The following is a 24,060-nucleotide window of genomic DNA, read 5'->3' on the forward strand; positions in this document are numbered from 1 at the left end:
TTGCCGGTTTCAATCAGCGCTTGCGCCTAGCGCGCAAGCACGCTCTTGGCGGATTTCTGGATCGTGCCGTCGGGGCGGGTACCCTCGATGGACCAGGTGAAGCGACGCGCATCATCGGGCAGGGGCACGCTGAATTCCCACGGGAATCCCTTGTCCACCAGCACGCCGGAATCCTTGCCGGTCGACCAGCGCAGCGCCACCTGGGTGTAGTCGCGCTTGCCGTTTTCCAGGAACACGAAGGCGCTGCGCATCGAGGGGCCGTAGTCCAGCACCATGCCGCGGGCGGCAGGGTCGGTGATGCGGGTCATCGGCGTGCGCCAGGCGTCTTTCGCCGACGCGGACATCACCGTGGCCTGCAGGCCGGGACGGATGCCGGCGCCTTCCACCGTGAACGCCACCAGCCCACGCGCGGGTACCTGCAGCGTGGCGACACCCTCGTTGAAGGTCGGCGCCGACGACAGGCCATGCAGGTCCGTCGCGCGCACCTTGCCATTCGCCAACCCCGGCACGCGCGCCACATCGATGCGTACCTCACTGCTGACGGGCGCGTCGGATTCATTCATCAGCGCCACGTACAGGCGGCTGCCGTCGCCACTGCGCGCGCTCACGTAGTTGAGCTCCACGTTGTCGGCCTGGATCAGCTGCGCCGGCATCCACAGCACGGCATCGTCGTGGGCGAAGAAGCGACCGCTGCGCCCGCCGTACGCGCGATTCTGCAGATACGCATAGCCTTCGATGAATTCCGACGGAAAGGTGATCGCCCCGTCCGAGCGCGCCCAGGCATCGGTGACCAGGTAATCGAGCAGCATCGATGCCATCGGCCAGACATGGTTGAAGTGGAACGAGTTGACGCTGAGCGACTTGGGATCGTGCAGGGGATAGTCGGGCTTTTCGTAAATCGTCGTGCGCGCGGTGTTGATGTGGTAACCGGGGAAATTGGTATAGCGGCCAATCACCGCCGAGCGCGCGACATCGTGGAGGAAATCATCCTGGGTGGCATGGGCGATGCGCAGCAGCCACGGCGCCCAGTTGGCCATGAAGATCGCCCGGTGGCCACTGGCGGTGCCGGAGGATTCCGGCGTCAGCCCGATTTCCGACAAGCGCCATGCAGGCGCATCTTCGGGCGCGGCCGGCATCGGCGGATGGCCCTTGCCAGCCAGGTAACCGTAGTGCGGTGCCATGCCGTCCGGATTGACCCGCACGTTGCCGGCGGGAATGGCCGGTGCAAACCAGACGTATTGGGTGAACTCGCGCGCGGCGCGGTGGGCGGCCTGCAGGTAGCGCGAATCGCCGGTGGCCTCGTGCAGTTCCAGCAGCGACGGGAAGTCCGGCACGAACTGGGTCCAGAAGAACGGCTCCTCGCCATGCACGCCGGCGAACTCGCGCGCGGGTTGCGCGATGCGTGCGGCGAGATAGGCATCCGCGCCGCGCACCGCAGCGTCCAGGTAGCGCTGCTCACCGCTGGCCCGGTACAGCGCCAGGCTGTTCTGCCAGGTGTCGCCGCGCTCGTGCACGTCGAGGTTGCGGGTGCGGCTGCCGGCGTATTCCTGCTTCGCCAGCGCCAGGAAGGCCGGCGAAGCGCCGTTGAAGATGCGATGCAGGGCAGCCAGTTCCGACACCGGCGCCGCCGGTCCTTCCAAGGTGTAGGACGGATGCTGGATCTTCTGCGTCTCGTCGATGGTGAACAGGTACTTCTCGCGGGAGACCATGTATTCGATGTAGGGCGCGACCCGATGACGCCAGATCGCGGCATCGTCGGTCACCAGCGCCAGGTCGAGCGGGTTCAGCGAGGACACGTTCTTGACCGTGCCGGGCGCATCGGTTTCGTAACTGGAGCCCTTGTCGTCCTCGCGGAACTGCGACCAGTGGCTCATGCCGTAGTCGACAATCCGTTCCAGCGTGCGGTTGAGCGAAGACAGCGCATTGCGACGATAGTCGTGGAAGCCGTACAGCGTGCGCGCGGCATGTTCATAGCCGACGGTCAGCGAACCGCGATGGACATACGGCCGCAGCGAAAAGGCGAAGCGCTCGCCGGCCTTCAACCGTGATCCGGCGCCACCCAGCACCGGCGCGAACACCATCGGTTGCGCCTGGCCCGTCGGGTTGCGCAGAGCGATGCCGAAGCGGGAGTTGGTGAACACCGGCAGCGGTTCGAACGGAAACTCGCCGGCATCGACGACTACGCCTTCCACCTGGCCGTTGTGCTCGACCAGGGTCGAAGGCAGCGTGGCCTGGAACGCCAGGGTCAGGTAGCTGCGATCCGGAAAGCGCTTCTCGGTCCACACCAGTGGTTGGAAGATCGCCTGGGTCTGCTCCGGCGCATGCGCCGGAGCGCCCATGTAAGCCACCGAGTAGTAGCCCGCGCGCTTGGCGTCGAGCGTGTAGCGCAGGGTGGGGGGGCCGTCCTTGCCGGGCAGCAGTTCGGCGGACAGGGTAAAGCCCGGGCGTTTCGGGAACCGCCAGCGATACCCACCCGAGGCCAGGCGCTGTGCGTGATCGGCCTTGACGCAGTCGCGCGGTGCGGCGGCAAAGGCGTCGGCCGTGCGGCCGCTGGCGTCGCCCTGCAGGATCGCGGAATCGAAGCCATCGCCGACTTCGCTGGCATCGCGACGCGTCTGCGCCACCTCGGCATCGGCCGCCACCGCCGCCGGCCAGGTGACCACGTTGTAGCGCGTGCGCAGGCTGTCGGCGGGCAACAGTTTCGGTGCGGGTTCGTCTGCGCGGTACAACACGCAGAACGCGATGTCGAAGCGGGCACGCGCGCCGTCGGGTGCGGTGAGGGTGACCGCGCCGTCATCCACGTCCAGCAGATGGGCCGGTGGAGCCGCGCCAGCGGCCAAAGGAGTGGCAAGCGCCAGCGCGAACGCCAGCGTCCGGATTGCTACGTGCATCGATGTCCTCCGTCATTGCAGGCGGCGGCCCGATGCCGCCGTGGGATCAGGCCCAGCCAAGCTCCGCCAGCGGCAGCTCGGCGCGCAGCTCGGCGATTTCGCGCAAGCCGGCTGCATCCAGGCTGCGGGTGGGATGACGCACGCGCGCGCAGTCGATCACGCCGGCGGCCACCAGGTTGTGCTTCATCACCGACACGCCCAGGCCCGGTTGCAGTTCGTAACGGATCAAGGGCAGGTAGCGGGCAAACTCGCGCCGCGCGCCGGCACGGTCACCGGCTTCCCACAGATTCCACATGCTGACGAAGGCGGCCGTCAGATCGCTGCCCGGCATGGTGCCCACCGCGCCGCGATCCAGTTCCTCGATCAGGAACTGACCATTGAGACCGCCGAACAGCACGGGAGGTGCATCGTTGCCATCGAGGATCGCGCTGATCTTGGGCGCGGTCGGCGGTGCTTCCACCTTGACGTAGCGCACCTGCTCCAGTTCGCGCGCCATGCGTGCGATCAGCGGAGCACCAATGGTCACGCCGCTCATCAACGGGGCGTCCTGGACCATCACCGGAATGCTCACGGCGTCGCTGATGGCGCGGAAATAATGGAACACGCCGTCGGCGTCCGGCTTCATGAAATGCGGCGGCAGCACCATCAGGCCATCCGCCCCGCCAGCTTCGGCTTCGCGACTGAGCGCCACGGCGAGGTCGGTGCCGGTATGGCCGGAGCTCACGATCACCGGCACGCGGCCGTCGACCTCGCGCACGATCATCTCCAGGATCCTGCGGCGCTCTTCGCCCGACAGGGTGTAGCCCTCGCTGGCGTTGCCGAACAGTCCCAGTCCGTGCGCGCCTGCATCGAGCAGGAAACGCACCAGCCGGCGCTGGCTGTCGATATCGATGCTGCCGTCGTCCTTGAAGGTGGTATTGACGATCGGATAGACGCCGCGGAAGGGCGTGACAGAAGTATTGGGCATATCGACGCTCCTCGCGTCAGAGGACAAAGGGGGCGATCGCGGCTTCGTCGATCTCGACGCCAAGGCCGGGTGCATCCGGCGGCGACAAGTAGGCGGCGCCCGTGGGCAGCGGCGTGCGCAGGAAACGGTTGGCGATGATCTGCACGCGTGGATTGCATTCCAGGCGCAGGAAATTCGGCGTGGCTGCCGCCAGGTGCAGCGCGGCGGCCAGCTGCGGACCCAGGCCGATGCTGACATGCGGCGCGATCGGCACGTGGAAGCTCTGCGCCAGCGCCGCCAGTTTGCGGCTTTCGGTCAGGCCGGAACGGCCCAGGTCCGGCTGCAGCACGGCGGCGGCCTGTTGTTCGAGGAACGGCAGCATCTCGTAGCGGGTGCGATAGCTCTCGCCGATCGCCAGCGGGATGCGCGTGCGTCGTGCAAGCTCGGCATGGCCGGCGACGTCTTCGGGCATCAGCGGTGCTTCCAGCCAGCCGGCGTTGCGCGCTTCCAACTCGGCGGCAAAGCGTGCGGCGTTGCTGCGGTCAAGGCGCCACAACGCATCGACGTAAAGTTCAACGCGATCGCCAAATGCGGCCCGCAGCGCATCGAGTTCGGCGAGGCAGGCCGCGGGATCTTCGGCCATGAACAGCTTGAATGCCGTGACGCCTTCGGCCACCAGGCGCTGTGCTTCTTCCACCCTTTGCGCGACATTGGCGCCCGCCAATCCGGAGACATAGCAGGGCAGTTCGGTCCGGCATGGCCCACCGAGCAGACGATAGACCGGTTGAGCAAACGCCTTGCCGCACAGATCCCAGATCGCCAGGTCGATGCCGGCCATCGCGTCCACCAGGAAGCTGCCGGTATGGCCGCGCACGCGCATGGCGGCATAGAGGCGATCCCAGATGGCTTCCGGCGCCAACGCGTCTTCGCCCACCAGTAAAGGTGCGAACAGTGTGCGCACGATTTCGCAGGTGACTTCCGGCGCCACCGGCGCCTGTGCCTCACCCCAACCGATCAAACCGGCGTCGGTATGCACCGAGATCAACACGGTTTCCAGGTGATCGGCCGCATACAGGGTGCGGTAGTGGGTGGCCCAGCGGTAGCGTTGTGCAGCGTCGCCCGTGAGCGCGGCAGGGGTGCCGGCGGTGCCCATCGACTCACTGACGTCGCGGGGAATCCTGACCGCACGCGCGGTCACACGAGTAATCCGCTGGGTCATCTCAGTTCCGGTCCGCGGACTGCGCCAGGGTCACGTCCTCGACCAGATCCTTGCCGGCGCGGCGGATGTGGTCACCCAGTACCTGCACCAGGCGTGGCGTGTCACCGGCCTGGATGGCTTCAAGCAAGGCGCTGTGTTCGTGCAGCTCGGCCTCCATGCGGGTGGCGTCCGGACGCTGGCGCGAATGGATGCGTGCGATGGTCAAGTGCGCATTGAGGCTGCGATACATCTCCACCAGGCGCTGGTTGCCCGAGGATTCGACAAACAGCATGTGCAGGGCGACGTTGGCGCGCTCATGTTCGGCGCGTTCGGTCTCGTTGGTCACCGGTGCTTCGAGCTGCCGGGTGAGCGCGGTGAACATGCGCAGCAGCGCCGGGGTCATGTGCGCCATGGTCAGTTCGGCCGCCAGACATTCCAGACCACGACGGACCTCGAAGATCTCTTCGACCATCTTGGGCGTGATGTCGGTGACGAACGTGCCGCTGCGGGGGCGGATGTCGATCAGGCCCTCGGCGGCGAGCCGGTTGATGGCGTCCTTGACCGGCGTCGGGCTGACGCCGAGCTGGTCGGCCAGGGATTTGACGTCCAGGCGCTGGCCGGGGCGGAAGGTCGAGCCCAGGATGCTGGCGCGGAGCATGTCCGCCACTGAATCACTGGCTCGGGCGCGGGTAAGGCGAGGCAAGGTGTCCATGGCGAAAATCCTGACAGAGTCCGACTGAATTGTAAAATGCTAAATCTGAAATTTTCTACTTTACAAGTTTGAGGGGCGCCGATAGGGTGGCCGTCCTCCCCAAAAAGGACGTCATGTGAACCTTTCGCCCTGTTCTTCCCCGGCAGCCATTGGCGGGCAGTGCCGATGAGTCCGCTGGTTTTCCAGCAGGAACGCAACTCCGGTTGCCGCTTGCGCCAGTTCGTCTACCGCGGCCATCGCTGCGTCTCCCTCGAAAACGCGACTGTGCGCGTGGTGATCGCCGCCGACAAGGGCGCGGACATCATCGAGTTCCTTTACAAGCCCAAGGACGTGGAATGCCTGTGGCATTCCCGGCACGGGCTGCGCGATGACGCCCACCTGCGCCTGAGCAGCCCGCTGCAAGGGGGGCATTTCCGCGAGTACTTCCCGGGTGGCTGGTACGAAATGCTGCCCAATGGACCGCAGCCCTGCGAGCACCGTGGCGCCGCCTTCGGCCATCACGGCGAGGCCACCCTGTTGCCCTGGGACTACCGGATCGTGCGCGATGACGCCGACGGCGTCGGCGTCGTCTTCAGCGTCCGCCTCGGCCGGATTCCGCTGCGGCTGGAACGGGCCATGTTCCTGGAAGGCGAGGGCGGCACCGTCCGCCTTGAAGAGCAGGTCACCAACGAGTCCGGGCAGACCGTGGAATTCCTGTGGGGCCACCATCCCACCTTCGGCGCGCCACTGGTGGAACCAGGCGCGCGGATCTTCCTGCCGTCCGGCACCACCGCATCAACCAGTGACAGCGTGCCCGACGGATCGCGCGTGGCCGCACAGGCGCGCGGCACGTGGCCGCACCTGACGGCACAGGCAGGCGCGGGCGACGTGGATCTTTCCACGATTCCTCATGCGGACGCCGGCAGCCATGAATTCGTGCGCCTGGATGATCTGATCGAGGGCTGGTTCGCCATCGTCAATCCGCAGCGCGAGGTCGGCTTCGCCCTGCGCTGGGACGTGGCGACCTTTCCCATGGTCGGCTTGTGGCAGATCTGGGGCGGTGGCCAGGACTATCCGTGGTACGGCATGCCGCATCTGCTGGCGTTGGAGCCGGCGTCCGATTTGCCGTCGTTGGCCGAGTCGGTGCGCCGTGGCACCGCCATCACGCTGGCAGGCGGGCAGAGCCGCCGCACTGTGCTGGAGGCCACGGCTTTCAGCAGTCGCTCGACGGTCACGCATGTGGGCGCAGGTGGAGCGATCACCGATGACGCTGCTGCAGGAGAATACGCATGAAGGCTAATCCCGATGCAACTCTCGAATTGATCGGCGCCGGCCGCGTGGTGGCGATCCTGCGCGGTGACTTCGGCCCGCACGATGACGCCATCGCCGATGCGTTGCTGGCGGGCGGCGTCACGTCGCTGGAATTGACCGTCGATTCACCGGACGCACTGGCGCGCATTGCGCGCCTGGCCGACAGGCTGTCCGGTCGCATGGCGATTGGCGCGGGCACCGTGCTGACACCTGCGCAGGTGCAGGCTGCGGCGAGTGCCGGAGCGAGCTTCATCGTGTCGCCCAATCGTGATCGCGCGGTGATTCAAGCCACCGTGGCCGCCCACATGGTGGCGCTGCCGGGTTGCCAGACACCCTCGGAAATCGTCGAAGCCGTGGCGGCCGGTGCGCAGGCAGTCAAGCTGTTTCCCGCCGAGGTGCTTGGGCCGGCCTTTGTGCGTGCCGTGCGCGGCCCGCTGCCGCATCTGCGCCTGGTCCCGACCGGCGGCGTGACGCCTGCCATTGCAGCCCAGTATCGCGCCGCTGGCGCATGGGCCGTGGGCGTGGGATCGGAACTGGTGGGAAGGGGATCCACCGACCGGGTGGATGCCGACGGCATCGGTCAACGGGCAGTCGCCTTTGTGGAGGCAATGGCATGAGCAAGCAACAACACGTGGACGCAACGACAGTGGATCGCTTGATCATCGACGGCGGCACCACCACCACGCGCGTATGGGCGGTGCGAGGCACCGAGGTGCTGGCCGAAACGCGTGCCACCGTCGGGGCACGCGACACGGCACGCGATGGTTCTCCCCAGGCCTTGCATCGCGCCGTCGAAGGCCTGCTGGAACAAGCGTCGTCCACGGCACGACTCATCCATGCCGACTGGCGGGCGGAAGGCATCGTCGCAGCCGGCATGATCACCTCGCCATTGGGCCTGGCCGAGGTGCCGCATGTGCCCGCACCCGCGGATCTGCGTGCCTTGGCAAACGGCGCCCGCGAGTTGACGATCGCGCAGGTCTCGCCATTGCCCATCCTGCTGCTGCCAGGTGTGCGCTGCGGACCCGCGGTGCCGACGCTGGACGACATCGCAGACTTCGACGTGATGCGCGGCGAAGAAGCGGTTTGCCTGGGCATGCTGGAGGTCGGCGCCTTGAGCGGATCCGGCATCGCCTTGAGTCTGGGGTCGCACTGGAAGCTGGTCGAGATTCTCGACGGGACGATCACGGCGTGTTCGACCACCATGGGCGGCGAAGTGCTGCACGTGCTGCGTACCCAGACCGTGCTGAGCGCGAGCGTGGATTCCGAGCTCCCGGACACGCTCTCGCCACAGGACATCCGGATGCTGCAGCGCGGCCTGCTCGCCTGCGAAAACTTCGGCGTGCTGCGCGCCGCTTTCATGACCCGGCTGATGGAACGTGTGCCCGGCAGCAATGGCCGTGAGCGGCTGCTGTTCCTGCTGGGCGTGGTCATCGGCAGCACGATTACGCCATGGACGAAGCAACTGGCGGGCAGTCGCGTTCTCCTGCTGGGCGCGCGTCCCATCTGCCAGGCCTGGCATTTCGCCCTCACCGCGATGGGGGCGGCGCCGGTGTCGATCGAGCCGGAAACGGTCACCGCGGCCTACGTGGGTGCGTTGGTCCAGGCGGCCAACCTGGCTGCCCAGGAATGAGGAAGCCGCCGCCGGACTCTGTGCCGGCGGCGCCCCTGCGGCAGTCGTCAACGACAATTCCTGCAAATTCGTTCGACAAGAGGCGCACTGAGTCCTCAGGCGGCGCTGCTAGTCTTTTGCGCTGGAACTTTGAACCGCGCACCGCGATACCGATGGTCAGCGCAGCCGCCGTCGAATGCCGGCCATGCGAACGTCAAGCCGGCAATCCAGCCGGTTGCCATGGGTGCTCTTGCCATGACCCCACAGATACCACTGCCGAGCCCTGGCGCTTCCCGTGCCGCGAACGGTGCGCGACCGAATCGCTTGGACGAAATGCGCCGAGCGATCGCGATCGCCGGTGCATTGACCTTGCTGGCTTGCCAGCATCAAGGCAGTGGCGTGGACACGCTTTCGACCGCTACTCCGTTGAAAGACCAGCGTGTGCTTGGCGAAGAGTCGATCGCGCAACGCGCGGATGCAGATTCCCAATCACCGACGGATGAAAGGCAAAGCTGCGAAGACGGCAACGCCGTATGCTCCGGCACTCCCGTCCCAGCAGGGGCCGAGGCCATGGGTTCCGCTGCCTCCAAACCAAGCAGCGTCGTTCCGGCAACTAAGGGAGCCGAGGTGGCGAGTGTGCCAACTCGTGACGACACGGTGGCCCGGCAACCAGTCAATGCTCTCTCGTCGTCGCTTTATTCCCAGCATGAATTGCCAGCGCCGACGGCACGAGCCAATGCCGCGCGCAACGGTATTGCCGCAGTTGGCTTGAGCAGCACCGCCTCGGACACCAGCACGTGGTACGCGTGGCTTGCCTTGTTGGCGTTGTTGCTGCTGGTGGGATGGTGGTCGCGCCGTCGCGCGCATGCCCATACAGCTGCGGCAAGCCGCATGCGTGTTGCGGAAGTGGCCCCCGCACAGGTACCACTTTCGTCGCGGGAGCCGCTGACAGGCACTCCGTCCATTCCGCTGCAACGGCTCACCTTTGCTGCCGTCGGTAGCACGAACGATCCGATCGACCGGGCGATTGCATTGCCGGGAAGTGCGCGTGCTTCGCGCGCGCCGGAGACGGTGCAGTTGGCCTTGCCCAGCGACTACGGTAACGACTCAGCCTTGGCCGAGGCCAAGCGTCTGCTGGCAGCGGCGCGACCCGAGGACGCCTTGAGAACGCTGGAACCTTTGTTGTGCGAGGCTCCGCCCCATCTCGAGGCATGGATGGTCGCGGGCTGGGCGTGGTGGCGATTGGCTCAGGACAACGAGGGACACACTGCCTTCGTACAAGCCGGTTCAGCAGCGCAGGCTTTTGCGTGCGTACTGGAGTACGAACCGGATCGAGCTGATGTGATGACCCGGATTGCCCGCAGTCACCTGTTGCGTTCGCGCCACGCGCCCGGTGACCAGATGCGCAGGGAGTGTCTTGAGCAGGCCCTGGCTTGCCTGGCGCAGCGTAGCCAGGCACGCGCGGACGCACCGGCCGATCTCCTTGAACTGGCGCAAGCCTCCCTGCTGCGTGCCGACGCCAGCGAAAGCGGGGCGATCGCCGAACGAGAGCACTGGCTGCTGAAGGCGCAGCAGCACCTTGCCGCCATACCCGCGACGCATCCGGTGACGGAAGACGGCTCGACCAGGGCTTTGACTATCGATGTGCAACTGGGCCTGGCGGCCGCCGCGAAAGGTGGAAAGTCGGCTCGCCTCTACGTCGAGGCAATCGAGCAGCTGCGCCTTGCATTGGCAACGGCAGGCGAGGGAGACAAAGACGCCTGGCTGGCCAGGATGATCGATGCCACGCGGCATCTGATTCAACATCAATCGGGCGGCAGCCGACTCCTCACGCTGCAGGCCCTTCAGGCCGAGGCAGCGCCTCGCCTGCAGCGCACGGAAGCAGTCGCACCGCTGCTGGCGTGGATCAAGCTGCTCGACGATTGGTCGCGCCTGTTGCCTGCCCGAGCCGCGCAGGCAAAGCTCGCCGAGGCGGATCGGCTGTTTGAACGCGCCAGCCAGCTGTCGCCACAGGCGGTCAGCGGCATCCAGTTTGCGCGTGCGTACTACTTGCGCACCCGCTCGCGGCTTGAACAGGGCGCCATTCGCTTGCGGACCCTGCAGCAGGCACGCGAGATCCTGGACGGACTGCCTGCAGACGCGCTGCCAGCGTCTATTACCCGGACCGAACAGGCCGAGGTCGAGCTTGCCCTGGCCAAACAAGCGGACCCGGATTCGGCCTCCGTGCACTTTCTCAATGCGGCTGCCGCGGCGGCGGAGGCAACCTCCAGCGATACCCACTCCACCATGGCGTGGCATTGCGCTGCGCGGGCATTGCTGGGTCTTTCGTCCTTGCGTCCGCTCGATGTGAAGCAGCGCCTATGGGTCGAGACCCTGGCAAGCCAACTTGAGGAGTTTGCATCAGGCCAGCCGGAGCCTTTATGCACCGCGGCACGTATCCGCCTCAGTACAGGCGACTACGCCAGCAGCAGCCGCCTGTGCGAGGCCGCCTGGAACGCCGGCGCTTTGCGCCCGGAAGTACTTCCGCTTTGGCAGGAAGCGGATGCGCGCTGGGCACGCACCCTCGATCACGCCCATCAGCACACCCATTGGCAGCGCTCGCACCAGCGCCTGCGCCTGGCCGGCACTTCTTACTGAACCACAGACCACGAGACTTTTTACATGGACACTCAACTACTCCCGCAGGATTCCAGCAAGCGCCTTTGGAAGACCCGCTACGGCGTCATGGCATCACGGCGGGCAGACGTGATGGCGGCCCGTTCGCTGCAGCTCTATGGCGAATGGATGGAACACGAACTCGACCTGTTGAGCAGCCTGCTCGAGCAGGGCAACACGGTGCTCGAGTTTGGCGGCGAGTTCGGCGCACATTCGATCTGGCTTGCACAGGCCGTTGGCGAAAGCGGGCAGGTCCATGTCGTGGAGCCGCGGCGCCTGGAATTCCAGCAGCTTTGCGCCAACATTGCCTTGAACCAGTTGCTCAACGTCTACACCCATCTGGCGTGGTTGGGCCGCGTTGACGAAGGCATGCTGGTATCCGAGACGTTGAACGATTCCGGAGCCGGCGATACATCGCGCATCCGCAGCATCAGTGTCGACAGCCTGGCCTTGCCCAGCCTGCAACTGCTCAAGGTCAATGTTCCCGGCACACTCAGCGGCATCCTGCAGGATGCGGAGGAGACCCTGCGCCGCTGCCGTCCCGCCATTTACGCGCGCCTTGGGCAACCCGAGCAGGCAATTGCGGAAGTGCGGGCCCTCAAGCAGGCGGGCTACCGCTGCTGGTCGCACCTGCCATACAGGTATAACCGTGACAACTTCAATGGCTCCGATGACAACCAGTTCCCCGGTTGCGTGAGTCAGAACGTCATCGCCGTACCTGTCGAGTCACGCACCGATTTTGAACGGCTGCAGGAAATTTAAGCGCTGCACTTGGCACGCAAGACAAGACAGGCACATTCCTCAAGCCATCGAGGCAAAAATCAGGTTCCTGTGGGCACGTAACGTTCGAGTCACTTAACTCGTTCGTAACGTCTGTCCACAGGAGCACTCGATGAAACAAGAGAAATTTCGCAACCTTCTGCGTCGTGGCATGTTGCCGATGGCCATTGCCGCCGTGCTTGCCTCACCCATAGCCGTGGCGCAGGAGAGCCAAGAGGTAACCACGCTGGACCGCATGCAGATTACCGGTTCGCGTATCCGCAGCGTGGATATGGAAACCCAGCAGCCGGTGATTGCCGTCACCCGGGCGGATATCGAGCGCCAGGGCTTCACCTCCGTGTCGGACATCGTGCAGAACATCAGCACGGCCGGCACGCCCGCCATCAGCCGTGCCGATGCACTGGCTTCCGGCGAGGAAGTGGGTGGCCAGTATGTGGACCTGCGCAACCTGGGGCCGCAGCGCACCTTGGTGTTGATTGATGGCAAGCGCATGGGCATCAGTTCGGCCGGTTACTCCGACCTGGCATCGATCCCGACTTCGGTGGTTGAGCGCATCGAAGTACTGACCGATGGCGCGTCGGCCATCTATGGCTCGGACGCCATTGCCGGCGTGGTCAACATCATCACCCGCAAGAACGTCGAAGGCCTGGAAGCCGGCGCCTACATCGGACAGTACAGCCGCGATGGCGGCAAGAAGCAGATCTACCACGCCGTGTTTGGCAGTACCGGCGAGCGTGGCGCTTTCACCATGGGGGCCGAATACAGCAAGGAAGACATGGTCATGGCCAGGGACTATGCCTTCAGTGCAGCATCGAATGGCCCGCGCCACCCTGTTCCCGACATGTACAACGGCAAGGTCCGCGCCAACGGCTGGAGTGCGACCACCGAGAAGGGCCGTCTGATTGATTCGGCAGGCAAGAGCTGGACCCTCAACCCCGGTGGGGATTCCAGGAACATGGCGGACTACCATCCGACCAATCCGCTCACCGACTACAGCAATCCCAACGCGCAGATGGCATTGCAGACCGGCATGGAGCGACGTTCGTTCTTTGCCAACGGCAGCTACGACATCAACGACAAGGTCAAGTTCGTCGCCGACGCGTTGTACACGCAGCGCGAGACCTTGCAGCAGATTGCCGGCTATCCGTATCAGTCGGGCCCCAACGGCACACCCCTGTCGGCCAACAGCTACTTCAACCCGCTGGGTACCCAGGCCGACTTCCTGCGCCGCACCTGGGAAGTACCGCGGCAGACGCGTTCGGAACTGACCACGTTCCGTTTCAGCGCCGGCCTGCAGGGCTCGTTCGAAGTCGGGGAGCGCATCTGGGACTGGGATGCCAGCTACATGCGCAACGAGAACACCGGTACCAAGACCGGCACGGGCAACCTGCTGAAGTCCCATGTGGCGAGCGCCGTGGGCCCATCCTTCAGGGACACTGACGGCGTGGTCCGCTGCGGTGAAGCGGGCAAGGTGATTGCCGGCTGCACGCCGTGGAATCCGATGCTGCCCTACGGCCAGGCTGGCGCCGGCTCGCTGACTTCCGACGCGGCGCTCCGCGCCTACCTGTTCCCGGTCAGTCACGACACCTCCAAGACCATCACGGATGTGTACTCCGCCAACATCACCGGCACCCTGGGTTCATGGCAAGCAGGCGACATCCGCATGGCGGCCGGACTGGAGCACCGCAAGGAATCGGCGAGCTTCAATCCGGACGCCATGAATCAGGCAGGCTTGACCACCGATCTGGCCGGCGCCAGCACATCAGGTAGCTATTCGTTGAACGAAGCCTACCTGGAGTTCGACGTGCCGCTGATTACCGACAAGACGTTTGCGAAGGAATTGGCCATCGACGTTGCCGGCCGCTACTCCGACTACAGCACGTTCGGCAACACGTTCAACAGCAAGTTCGGCGTGCGCTGGAAGCCGGTGGACGATGTCCTGATCCGCGGTACCTACGCCACGGGTTTCCGTGCGCCGACGGTCAGCGATCTGTACGGCGGGACCACGGATACGTTCGACAACCTCACCGACCCTTGCGACAGCAGCTTTGGTGCGGCGCGTCTTAATCCGGCCGTGGCCACGCGTTGCGCCGCCGCCGGCATCCCGAGTGATTTCCGCCAGGAGGCGTCTGGCGGTGTGGCGGCCACGGGTCCGGGCCAGCAGACCAACTACACGTTCCAGTCCGGCTCCAATCCGAACCTGACGCCGGAAGAATCCAAGAGCCATAACCTGGGCGTGGTGTGGAGCCCCAGCTTCGTGGAAGGTCTGAACGTCAGCCTGGACTACTGGAAGATCCGCATCGACAACGTGATCACCAACGAGTCGGTGACCTCGATCCTCAACCAGTGCTATGTGCTGGGTGTCGGTTCGGCCTGCGGTCGCTTCACTCGTGCTCCGGCGAATGCCAAGGTTCCGCTGAAGGGCTACCAGGTCACCAGCGCCACGCGTACGTTGAGCAACGCAGGCTACAAGGAAACCGCGGGCTACGACCTGGCCGTGGGCTATCGCCTGCCGGAAATGTCCTGGGGCAAGGTCGCCGTCGACTGGAAGACCACTTATGTCGATTACCTGGAGTTGAAGCGCGACAACGAAGCGCAGACGCCGGTGGAGCAGGAGAATGGCTGGGCTGACACCGACGGCATGAATTCGCGCATCCGCTCGAACATGAAGATCACCTGGAATCTCCGCGAGTTTGGTGCGTCCTGGACCATGCGCTACTACTCCGGCGCCAAGGAATTCTGCACCTACACGGAAGAATGCAGCAATCCGAACTTTGTGTCGTCGTACACGCGTGCGCAGCCGGTCAACGAGATCGGTTCCAATACCTTCCACGACATGCAGGCTTACGTGAACCTGCCGTGGTCGGCCCGTGTGTCGCTGGGCGCCAACAACGTCTTCAACCACCAGGGGCCCGTCATGTACAGCAAGCCCGACAGCAGCTTCACCTACAACGGTGGGTTTGATATCGGACGCTTCTGGTACATGAAGTACGAACAGAAGTTCTAAGCGCCTTTACCTTGTTGCAAACAAAACGGCCCCCGCAAGGGGGCCGTTCTCGTATCCGTGGAGCGGAGTGCTCAGCTCATGCCTTCAGCTTTCAACGCGGCCTGCACGCCGGGGTCGGCGTCCATGCGCTGCTTGAACGCAACCAGATGGGGCAGATCGCTGAAGTCGATGCCAAGTTTGTCGGCCCAACGCAGGGTGATGTAGAAATACGGGTCGGCAAAGCTGCGGAAACCCGCCAGCCATTGGCGACCATCGAGTTGCTTGTTGGCCAGTTCGAACACGCCGCGCACTCGCTTGCGTGCCGCCACCTTGATCGCATCGAACTGCGCTTCATCGCCGATGAACTTGGACGGCCCGAACAGCGGCGAGAACGCGGGATGCACGTCCGAGTTGACGAAGGACAACCAGCGAGCGGCGGTGGCGCGCTGCTGCGGCGAACCATCGCCGGCCAGCCCTGCCTGCGGAAAGCTGTCCGCGATATAGCCCATGATGGCCGCGTTCTGGGTCAGCACGAAGTCGCCATCCTCGATCGCCGGCACCGCACCCGTAGGATTGATGGCCAGGTAGGCGGGCGCCTTCATTTCATCGGCCGTCATCACCTTGACCTCGAACGGCTGACCCGTCCATTGCAGGGCGATGTGATCAGCGGTCGAGCAGGCACCGGGCTTGGTGTAGAGCTTCATCGAGGTTCTCCAGTGGAGCAGATAAGGAAAAAGCGGGTGGGGCAATGTCCCAGACCCGCTTTCCATGCTCAACCTCGCTGGCGTAACGGACCGTCACGAACGGTCCGCTTGCCGAGCTGCAATTCCTCGCTTACGAACGCGGCTTGAGCTTCTGCACGCGCAGGAAAGTGTGATCGCCAATCGTGGCCACCCGGTAGGCGTTGCGCCAGCTGGGATTGGCGGTCTGGTGGGCCATGAAGTGGCTGGCGCCAGGCACGATTTCCTTGCGCTGGCCGGGCGGCAGGGCCCAGTTGCGCTCGGCGCCCAGGGCGACATTGACCGACTTGGCCCAGGCATCGGCATTGCGAAGCCGGGTGCCGGGGGCGACCAGGGTGGGGGCGAACTGCTTGCGGGCCGTGACGACCTCGCAGACCGAGTCTCCCCACAGGCCGCTGTCACGGCGGCGCAGGGCGACTTCGGCAACGGCTTGTTGTCCGCGCAGGGTCTGGTCGCGTGCTTCCAGATATACGGTGGTGCTGAGACACAATGAGTCTGCGGCCGGCTGCGGCAACATCTGCGACAGCCATAGAATCCAGGCCAGTTTCATGGGAACTCCTTGCTCCGTCTTTCCCGCGTCCCACCACTTCCCCCAACACATGCGGGAAGGGATTACAGGCGACGCAGCAGGGCGTTATGGGGAGGCAGCCGTCACACGGGCTGCCCGTTTCCGGCCGAAGTCGAATCGTGGCCGGGGTGACCCGCCTGAACTGGGCGGCGGGCCGGAAAGTGCGCGCAAGGTAAGGTCGCAAACTGGAACCCACCCTGAATATCGCGGGTTGACACTTGCGCTAAGTATTTGATTGGAAATGATTAGGTTGGCGTGAAGGTTGAGGTCGCCGCCGTCACGCCGCATCACGCCGGCAACCGGGAAATGCCCTGAATCAAGCCGTTTCAGCGACGCCGGAGCGTGATGACGGGCACGCTCTGTGCTGCCCGGCACCGCACAAGCCAAGGTGGTTTCGGCGGGAAAAGCCGCCGGACAAGGCGACCGGCTTGTTCAGCTTGGGCGCTAGAACGCTGCCGCCAGACGACTGCCCTGGGCGATGGCGCGCTTGGCGTCGAGTTCGGCAGCCACGTCGGCGCCGCCAATCACATGGACCGGTTTGCCACTGGCCAGCAGACCCTCCAGCAGGTCGCGTCGCGGCTCCTGGCCGGCGCATACCACCACGTGGTCGACCGGCAGCAGCTGGTCGGCGCCATCCACTCTTATATGGAGGCCGGCATCGTCCACACCCAGATACTCGACCCCGCCCAGCATCTTCACCTGTTTGGCCTTGAGCGTGGCCCGATGCACCCAGCCACTGGTCTTGCCCAGGCGCGCGCCCGGCTTGCCGGCGCTGCGCTGGAGCAGCCAGACCTCACGCGCCGGCGGCTCGGGCTGTGGCCTGGCCAGGCTGCCGCGCGATTCGAAGCGGGTATCGACGCCCCATTCGGCCATCCAGCGCTGCGGATCCAGGCTGGGCGACGGGCCTTCCTGGACCAGGAACTCGGCCACGTCGAAGCCGATGCCGCCCGCGCCGATCAGCGCGGCGCGCGCACCGACGGTCACCCGGCCCGACAGCACGTCGCAGTAGCCGATGACCTTGGGATGGTCGGCGCCGGCAAAATCGACCTGCCGGGGCGTGATGCCCGTCGCCAGCACGATTTCGTCGAAGTCGGCCAAGTCGGTGGGCGTCACCGTCCGGCCGAGCTTGAGTTCGACGCGGGTGTCCTCGATCCGATGGCGGAAGTAGCGCAGCGTTTCGTGGAATTCTTCCTTGCCGGGAATGCGCTTGGCGAAATTGAACTGGCCGCCGATCTCTTCGGCCGCATCGAACAGGGTGACCCGGTGGCCGCGTTCGGCCGCCACCGTGGCGCAGGCCAGACCGGCCGGCCCCGCGCCGACCACCGCGATGCGTTTGGGCTGCAGGCTGGGCTTGTAGATCAGTTCGGTCTCGGCGCAGGCGCGCGGATTGACCAGGCAGCTGGCGTTCTTGTTCTCGAACACGTGATCCAGGCAGGCCTGGTTGCAGGCGATGCACGTATTGATACGGTGCGCCTGGCCCAGCCGGGATTTTTCGGCCCATTGCGGGTCCGCCAGGAGCGGCCGCGCCAGCGAGACCATGTCGGCCTTGCCCGCCGCCAGGATCGATTCGGCCACGTCCGGCATGTTGATGCGGTTGGTGGCGATCACTGGCACGCTGACGTGGGGTTTGAGCTTGGCGGTCACCTCCACGAAGGCGGCGCGCGGCACCGAAGTGACGATGGTGGGAACCCGCGCCTCGTGCCAGCCAATGCCGGAATTGATGATGGTGGCGCCGGCGGCTTCCACCGCGCGCGCCTGCGCCACGATTTCATCCCAGGCGTTGCCGTCTTCCACCAGGTCCAGCAGCGACAGGCGATAGATGATGATGAAGTCCGGCCCGCAGGCTTCGCGGATGCGGCGGACAATCTCCACCGCAAAGCGCATGCGCTTTTCCGCGCTGCCACCCCAGGCGTCATTGCGACGGTTGGTGCGCGGCGCGGTGAATTCGTTGATCAGATAGCCTTCCGAACCCATCACTTCGACGCCGTCGTAGCCGGCATCACGGGCGCGCTTCGCGGCCGCGGCATAGGCCGAAATCTGCGACGCCACGGCGCGCGCACCCAGGGCGCGCGGAGTGAAGGGATTAATCGGGGCCTTCAGCTTCGATGGCGCCACCGACAACGGATGGTAGGCGTAGCGCCCGGCGTGCAGCAGCTGCAGGCAGATCTTGGCCTCGTGCGCGTGCACGGCTGCGGTGACGAACTTGTGCGGCCTGACTTCCCAAGGCCAGGACAACTTGCCGCCAAAGGGTTTGAGCCAACCCACCAGGTTGGGCGAGAAACCGCCGGTGACAATCAGGCCCACGCCGCCCGCCGCCCGTTCGGCGAAGTAAGCCGCCAAGCGCGGAAAGTCGCGCGCCCGATCTTCCAGGCCGGTGTGCATCGAGCCCATCAGGATGCGATTGCGGATCCGGGTAAAGCCCAGATCCAGCGGCGCGAACAGGTGGGGATAGGGCGATTCGGACTGGGCGTTGGGCAGCATGCGGGCTTGGCGGGCGATGGATACGCTGGCGTACGGGACCGTCACGATGCCCGCTCCGGGCAGCGTCACGCAAGTTTCTCGCGCCAGAGGGGCCCGCGCCAGCGCCGGACCGGGGAGGCACAGACCGGCCGGCCGCGCAAGAGTTGTCGCGCTCCCCGGGCTCATGGACCATAGGGTTCCGACGCTGTTTGAACGCCATGGAAGCCGCAACACCGCCCCTGCACGACTACCTGCGCGACGGCATCGCCGCCGCCGACCTGCCGGACCTCCACCCTTTGCTTGCTGCCCGCGACCTGTTGCGGGCGTTCTCGACCCTGTTCCATGGCGCCGAGGAAAACGTGATGGTGCGGCTGCTGGTCCTGCGCGCCATCGGCGAGCGCGGCCAGGCGCCGGACTGGACCCCGCAGGAACTGCGCGATCAATTTGCCTACCTGGATGCAGTGAAGTTCGACACGGTGCTGGCGCGCCTGCGCGAGAACGGCCTGCTGGGCTGGGAGGCGCAGAGCCAGCGCTATCGCATCAGCCCGGTCGGCCGGCAGGCGTTGGCGGCCATCGGCATGTTGCTGCAGTTCAATCGCGAGGGCGACGAACTGGCTTACGTCACAGCGCAGCTGGCGGCCGGCCAGTCGATGGGCCGGGTGGGCGCCGACGATCTGCAGCATCTGCTGTCGCGCTTGAACGAACTGCGCGAAGACTTTGACCAGGCCGTGCTCAGTGGATCGGAACATCGCATCCAGCGCGCGGCCGACACCCTGCAATCGGTGTGGCAATGGGTGGAGAAGGGCACCGCACTGATCCGCGACATTGCCGCCGAAGCCGATCTGGACGCCGCCACCCATCGCGTGGCCCAGCAGATTGGCCGCGCGCAAAGCGCCTTGTTGCGCCAGGCGTCGGTGTTCCAGCGTGCGCTCAACCAACTCGATCGCCACCGCGTGCACCTGGGCGCCACCGGCCTGTCTTCCTCCGACGTCACCCGCTTCCTGCGCACGCAAGACATCGATGCGCTCGCCGCGCTGGCCGACGACGTGCTGGCACGCACGCTGATGCCGGCCTTGGTGCTGGCGCCCATCGCGCTGGACGTGGCCGAGTACGAACTGGTCGAACGTGAGCGCGAAGAGTCCGAACACATCGGTTTGCCACCCGCACAGGCGGCGCCGCACGACGTGGTCGCCCCCAGCGTGCAGAACGAATATGCGCACGCGGAGCACTGGCTGCAGCAGCTGTCTGCATTGCAGGAAGACGCGCCTTTGGCCGACTGGGTGCCGCAGGACAGCTTTGCCCTCAGCGCTTATCGGTTGTCGCTGCTTGGACTGATTGGCGATGCCGGCGCCGAGAACCGCAATGGCGTCAGCGCATCGCTGGCGCAGCTGTCATTGCACTGGCAGGTGGAGACCGAACTGGAAAGCGTGCAGCGCGCCGGCGTGGCGGCGATGAGCCGCGGCCGGCTGCAACCGCTTGCCGCCGACAAGTCGTCCGATACGAAGACGTCCGTCAAGACAGGGTCCGGCAAGCCCACTGTCGCCAAACCCATGCCTCGCAAGACCAAAACCCGCAAGAGCAGCCAAGCATGAACGACCCCATCGCTTCCCTGATTGCCCGGCTGTTGGCCGAACGCTGGTTGCCACGCGATGACCGCGCGGTGCGGCAGATGCTGGTCGACGCCGAACTGCGCGACGATCTGGATCGCCGGCTGGCCGCGGCCGGCCTGCGCCTGCTCGAACACCCATATTCCGGCTACGTCGCGGTAGGCGTGGCGCGCGCCCAGGAGAACGACGTCTTTGGCCACGCGGAAGCGTGGGCGGCCAGCAACCTGTCGCTCGGCCGCGATGCGCTGGCCTTGCTGGTGGTGCTGTGGGCCTTGCTGGTGTTGCCCAAGCGCCAGCGCCAGATCGCTCGTCAGGAGGGCGAGCGCGCCCAGGATCAGGAGCAGATGTTCGCCGAACTCAAGCCGGTACCGGTGGGCAGTGAAGTGGTGGAGCCGATCAACGAACGCACACTGCTGGCCGACTTTGCCGACAAGCTCGGCGGCAAGGGGCGCTTGCAGATGACCTTGGGCACCTTGCAGCGGCAGGGCTTCATCGTCCGCCGCAAGGAACGCATCCACGAAGGCCCGCTGCTGGATCTGGCGTTCGACTACGAACGCATCGCCAGCCGGGTCATGGACGGCGCACTGGCCCAGGTGATCGAGGAAGCCCGCCTTTCGCAGGCCGCAGCAGCGCCGCTGGACGACGTCGTCGACACCGCCGACGACAACCCCGGCGAAGAAGATCAGATCGAGGAGATCGCAGCCGATGTTTGAGTTCCGCCAACTGGAAGTGGTGCACTGGGACTATTGGCAGCGTTACAGCCTGCCGCTGGACGCCTCCATCATCACCGTGGTCGGGCCCAACGGGTCCGGCAAGACCACCTTGCTCGACGCCTTGCGCACCTTGCTGGCGATCGATGATCGCGACATGGCGCGCGACTACAAGACCTACCTGCGCCATAACGGCAAACCCTATGCCTGGCTGCGTGCGGTGGTCAGCAATCCCGCCGATCGGCGCGGCAAGCGGGCGTTCTTCCCCTTGATGGACGAGCAGGTGACCATCGCCTGCCGCGTGCGCAAGCGCGGCGGTGACTGGTCGCGTGATTACCAGATTGTCGCCGGCGATGTGCCAGTGGAAACGCTGGAACAAGGCGGTGAATGGTTGGGCGTGCGCGATTACCGGGTTCGCCTGGCCGGCGCCGGCCTGAGCCGCGCGATTTGCCGCGTGCTGACCCTGGAGCAGGGTGCCACTGACAAGCTCTGCCAACTGTCGCCGCGCGAACTCCTGCAGCTGGTCTTTGACGTGTTTGAAGACAAGGCCGTGCTGGACGACTACCAGCGCGCCCGCAACGAGCAGTTCGATGTTGAGAAGGAAATCGGCCAGCTCCAGCAGGGCCTGGCGGAGCTGCACCTGAAGCTGGAATCCACCCGCGCCGACGTCCGTTCCTACGAGGATGGCCAGGCGCTGCGCAACCAGCGCAACCGGCTGCAGTCGGAAATCATGCCCAAGGTGGAGCTGGCGGATCAGCGCGCCACCATCGAAGGCGCGCGGCCCCGCCTGACCGGGCTGCGTCGCGCGCTGCGTGAGCGCCAGCGTGGCCATGCACTGCTGGAAGTGCAGGAGAGCCAAGCGAGCGAGCGCCGCGCGCAGTTGCACGATGCCTTGCAGGAAGTGCGTGCTCGCCAGGGCACGGCCGAATCCACTTTCACCCAGGCACGCGACCATGCGCGTGATGCCGAGGTGCTGGTCAAGCGTCGCGATGATCTGGCGCGCCTGACCGGCGGCAAGTCAGGTGACGTCGAAGCATTGAGCCGAGAAGTCGAGGGCGCGCGCCGGCGGCAGGCCGAGCTCAAGCTGGACCATGAGCGTGACCGCCAACGCAGCAATGAAGTTGCCGCGCGCGTGGCCGCGCTCAGTGGCGGTGGCCGCGTCGTGGAAAGTTTCGAGCGCGAGTTCCGGGCGGCGCTGGATCACCAGGGGATCGATCACCAGGTGCTGCCGGAGATTGTCGAGGTCATCGACCCGCAATGGGCCAACGCGGTGGAAGCCGTGCTGGCGCCGTATCGCCATCTGCTGTTGCTGGCGTCACCCGGTGACGCACGCGCGGCGTGGGAGTTGGGCGAACGGATGCAATACCGCCACTTCGTGGTCGCCGATCGCGCACCGGCGGACAAGCCCGGCAAGGGATCGCTGCTGGAGGTCGTGCGCTTCCTGGCCAATCCGCCGGCGTGGCTGCCGCGCCAGCTGGATCGCATCCAACGCGTGAACGATGTACAGGCGGGCCATCGCCTGGCCAAGGGACAGGACTGGATCACCGCCAAGGGATACCTGCGCGAGCAACGCGGCGCCCGCCAGATTGGCGGCGGCGCCCATCATTTCGGCACGGGCGCACGCCAGGCGCAGTTGATCGAGCTGCGCGCCGAAGCCACCCGGATTCAACAGCGCGCCCATGCACGCGAAGATGAACTGGCCGCCCTGGGCAAGCAACTCGATGCCAGCCAGGCGCAACTGCTCGGCCTGGGTGCGGACAGCGAACTGGTGACGCGCGCCGCGGAGTTCGCCGACGCCGCAGCGCGCCTGCCGGACCTGGCCGATGCCGCACAACACGCTGCCCACGCGCTGATGGAAGTGCGAGCCGAGCTTGACCGGCTGGGCGCGGACGACAAGGCCGAGAGTATCGCCGCCGCCAGTCGCGCCGGCGAGCTCAAGGCCGTGGGCAACGAACTGCGCGAGCGCCAGCAACAGATCCGCCAGGAACGCGCGCTGCTGGTGCAGCGCATCGTCGAGTTCCGTCGTCGCCGCGCGCAGATGCCGGTCGCCTGGCGCTCGGCGGACGCGCTGGATGTCGCGCGTTCGGAATACGAAAGCGCCCATGCCGCACGTCGCGAACTGGAACGCCTGGATGAGCGCCTGGCGCGCGGCGGCTATGTGGAAGACGCGGCCTGCCTGAACCTGCGCGACAAGTTCGCCACCGATCACAACGCCCTGGAAACCAGCATCGGCAAGCGTGAAGCGCACCTGCACCGCGCCCGCAAGCTCACCGAAGAGGCGCGTGGCGCCTACATCAATGTGCTGCGCGCCACCGTGCGCCGCTACCGCAAGAACCTGGCGGCCCTGGGCGAGCTGGCCGGCATCGGCGTGGACGCGGAGCTGCCCGAGCTGGTGAATGAGGACATCGCGCTGGCGCAAGCCGGCCTGACCGTGCGCTTCGACTTTGATCGCAAGGGCTGGATTGGCCTGGACGATGGCGAAGCCTCCGGCGGCCAGCAGGTGATGAAATCGCTGCTGCTGCTGGTGGCTTTGCTGCGCGACGAGGACCAGCCGGGCGGCTTTGTCTTCATCGACGAACCGTTTGCGCACCTGGACGTGGCCAACATCGAAAAGGTCGGCCGCTTCCTGCGCTCCACCGATGCGCAGTACATCCTGACCACGCCCATCACGCACAACGTCAACGTGTTCGAGCCCTCGGACCTGGTGCTGGCGACCAGCAAGCGCCGGCCCAACAGCAGTTGGGCCGAACCGGTGGCCGTGCTCAAGCGCGATCGCAGCTCAGAAACGCAGGCCGCCTGATCGCGCCACACGACCCCCGACCCTTCGTTCATCGATAACTCGGTTGTCGCTCCCTTCCCCCGCCTGCGGGGGAAGGTGCCCGAAGGGCGGATGGGGGCAAGCCGACTA

16 protein-coding genes are annotated in these 24,060 nt (G+C 65.7%); 9 read left to right on the forward strand and 7 right to left on the reverse strand.

Features of this window, described 5'->3' with window-relative positions; genetic code table 11:
- Positions 1-26 precede the first annotated feature (26 nt).
- The 4 genes from B5X78_RS13630 to B5X78_RS13645 are packed head-to-tail and all read right to left on the reverse strand — an operon-like array spanning position 27 to position 5,747.
- Positions 27-2,891 carry a hypothetical protein gene (locus tag B5X78_RS13630; protein ID WP_079725059.1) on the reverse strand — a complete coding sequence of 955 codons (2,865 nt, stop codon included), beginning with the start codon at positions 2,889-2,891 and terminating at the stop codon, positions 27-29.
- Between the two features lie 46 nt (positions 2,892-2,937).
- Positions 2,938-3,858: a dihydrodipicolinate synthase family protein gene (locus B5X78_RS13635; RefSeq protein ID WP_176140867.1), complete on the reverse strand. Its 921-nt coding sequence runs from the start codon at positions 3,856-3,858 to the stop codon at positions 2,938-2,940.
- Between the two features lie 16 nt (positions 3,859-3,874).
- A complete protein-coding gene (locus B5X78_RS13640; RefSeq protein ID WP_079725061.1) occupies positions 3,875-5,056 on the reverse strand; it encodes a mandelate racemase/muconate lactonizing enzyme family protein in 1,182 nt (393 codons plus the stop codon).
- Position 5,057: 1 nt separating this feature from the next.
- Positions 5,058-5,747: a GntR family transcriptional regulator gene (locus tag B5X78_RS13645; protein ID WP_079725062.1), complete on the reverse strand. Its 690-nt coding sequence runs from the start codon at positions 5,745-5,747 to the stop codon at positions 5,058-5,060.
- 165 nt (positions 5,748-5,912) lie between these two features.
- Here B5X78_RS13645 and B5X78_RS13650 point away from each other — a divergent pair, with 165 nt between their 5' ends.
- The 6 genes from B5X78_RS13650 (at position 5,913) to B5X78_RS13675 (ending at position 15,088) form a co-directional block, all read left to right on the forward strand.
- The gene (locus tag B5X78_RS13650; protein WP_079725063.1) at positions 5,913-7,019 is read left to right on the forward strand and encodes a DUF4432 family protein; all 1,107 of its coding nucleotides are present in this window, start codon (positions 5,913-5,915) and stop codon (positions 7,017-7,019) included.
- Positions 7,016-7,654, forward strand: a complete 639-nt coding sequence (locus tag B5X78_RS13655; protein ID WP_079725064.1) for a bifunctional 4-hydroxy-2-oxoglutarate aldolase/2-dehydro-3-deoxy-phosphogluconate aldolase — start codon at positions 7,016-7,018, stop codon at positions 7,652-7,654. Before B5X78_RS13650 ends, B5X78_RS13655 begins: the two co-directional genes overlap by 4 nt.
- Positions 7,651-8,667, forward strand: coding sequence for a 2-dehydro-3-deoxygalactonokinase (locus B5X78_RS13660; RefSeq protein ID WP_176140868.1), 1,017 nt, complete (start codon positions 7,651-7,653; stop codon positions 8,665-8,667). The genes B5X78_RS13655 and B5X78_RS13660 overlap by 4 nt, the downstream gene beginning before the upstream one ends.
- 303 nt (positions 8,668-8,970) lie before the next feature.
- Positions 8,971-11,283, forward strand: a complete 2,313-nt coding sequence (locus B5X78_RS13665) for a tetratricopeptide repeat protein (protein WP_139381566.1) — start codon at positions 8,971-8,973, stop codon at positions 11,281-11,283.
- A 24-nt stretch (positions 11,284-11,307) separates the two neighbouring features.
- On the forward strand, positions 11,308-12,063 hold the full coding sequence (locus tag B5X78_RS13670) for an FkbM family methyltransferase (RefSeq protein WP_079725067.1): 756 nt from the start codon (positions 11,308-11,310) through the stop codon (positions 12,061-12,063).
- 130 nt (positions 12,064-12,193) lie between these two features.
- Positions 12,194-15,088, forward strand: a complete 2,895-nt coding sequence (locus B5X78_RS13675) for a TonB-dependent receptor plug domain-containing protein (RefSeq protein ID WP_229730732.1) — start codon at positions 12,194-12,196, stop codon at positions 15,086-15,088.
- Between the two features lie 71 nt (positions 15,089-15,159).
- On the opposite strand, the gene B5X78_RS13680 is transcribed toward B5X78_RS13675, so the two are convergent.
- The 3 genes from B5X78_RS13680 to B5X78_RS13690 all read right to left on the reverse strand — a co-directional run bounded on the left by B5X78_RS13680 (position 15,160) and on the right by B5X78_RS13690 (position 18,856).
- The gene (locus B5X78_RS13680) at positions 15,160-15,771 is read right to left on the reverse strand and encodes a glutathione S-transferase family protein (protein WP_079725068.1); all 612 of its coding nucleotides are present in this window, start codon (positions 15,769-15,771) and stop codon (positions 15,160-15,162) included.
- 130 nt (positions 15,772-15,901) lie between these two features.
- Complete coding sequence (locus B5X78_RS13685) at positions 15,902-16,357, reverse strand: cell wall hydrolase (RefSeq protein WP_079725069.1); 456 nt, start codon at positions 16,355-16,357, stop codon at positions 15,902-15,904.
- A gap of 462 nt (positions 16,358-16,819) precedes the next feature.
- Complete coding sequence (locus tag B5X78_RS13690; RefSeq protein WP_079725070.1) at positions 16,820-18,856, reverse strand: NADPH-dependent 2,4-dienoyl-CoA reductase; 2,037 nt, start codon at positions 18,854-18,856, stop codon at positions 16,820-16,822.
- A 197-nt stretch (positions 18,857-19,053) separates the two neighbouring features.
- On the opposite strand from B5X78_RS13690, the gene B5X78_RS13695 reads away from it, so the two are divergent.
- Genes B5X78_RS13695 through B5X78_RS13705 form a run of 3 tightly spaced genes read left to right on the forward strand, consistent with a single transcriptional unit; the run spans position 19,054 to position 23,952 of the window.
- Positions 19,054-20,427, forward strand: a complete 1,374-nt coding sequence (locus B5X78_RS13695; RefSeq protein ID WP_176140869.1) for a hypothetical protein — start codon at positions 19,054-19,056, stop codon at positions 20,425-20,427.
- Positions 20,424-21,155, forward strand: coding sequence for a hypothetical protein (locus tag B5X78_RS13700; protein ID WP_079725071.1), 732 nt, complete (start codon positions 20,424-20,426; stop codon positions 21,153-21,155). Before B5X78_RS13695 ends, B5X78_RS13700 begins: the two co-directional genes overlap by 4 nt.
- A complete protein-coding gene (locus tag B5X78_RS13705; protein WP_079725072.1) occupies positions 21,148-23,952 on the forward strand; it encodes an AAA family ATPase in 2,805 nt (934 codons plus the stop codon). Before B5X78_RS13700 ends, B5X78_RS13705 begins: the two co-directional genes overlap by 8 nt.
- Positions 23,953-24,060: the final 108 nt, after the last annotated feature.

The sequence above is a fragment of the Pseudoxanthomonas indica genome (assembly GCF_900167565.1).
GTDB lineage: Bacteria > Pseudomonadota > Gammaproteobacteria > Xanthomonadales > Xanthomonadaceae > Pseudoxanthomonas_A > Pseudoxanthomonas_A indica.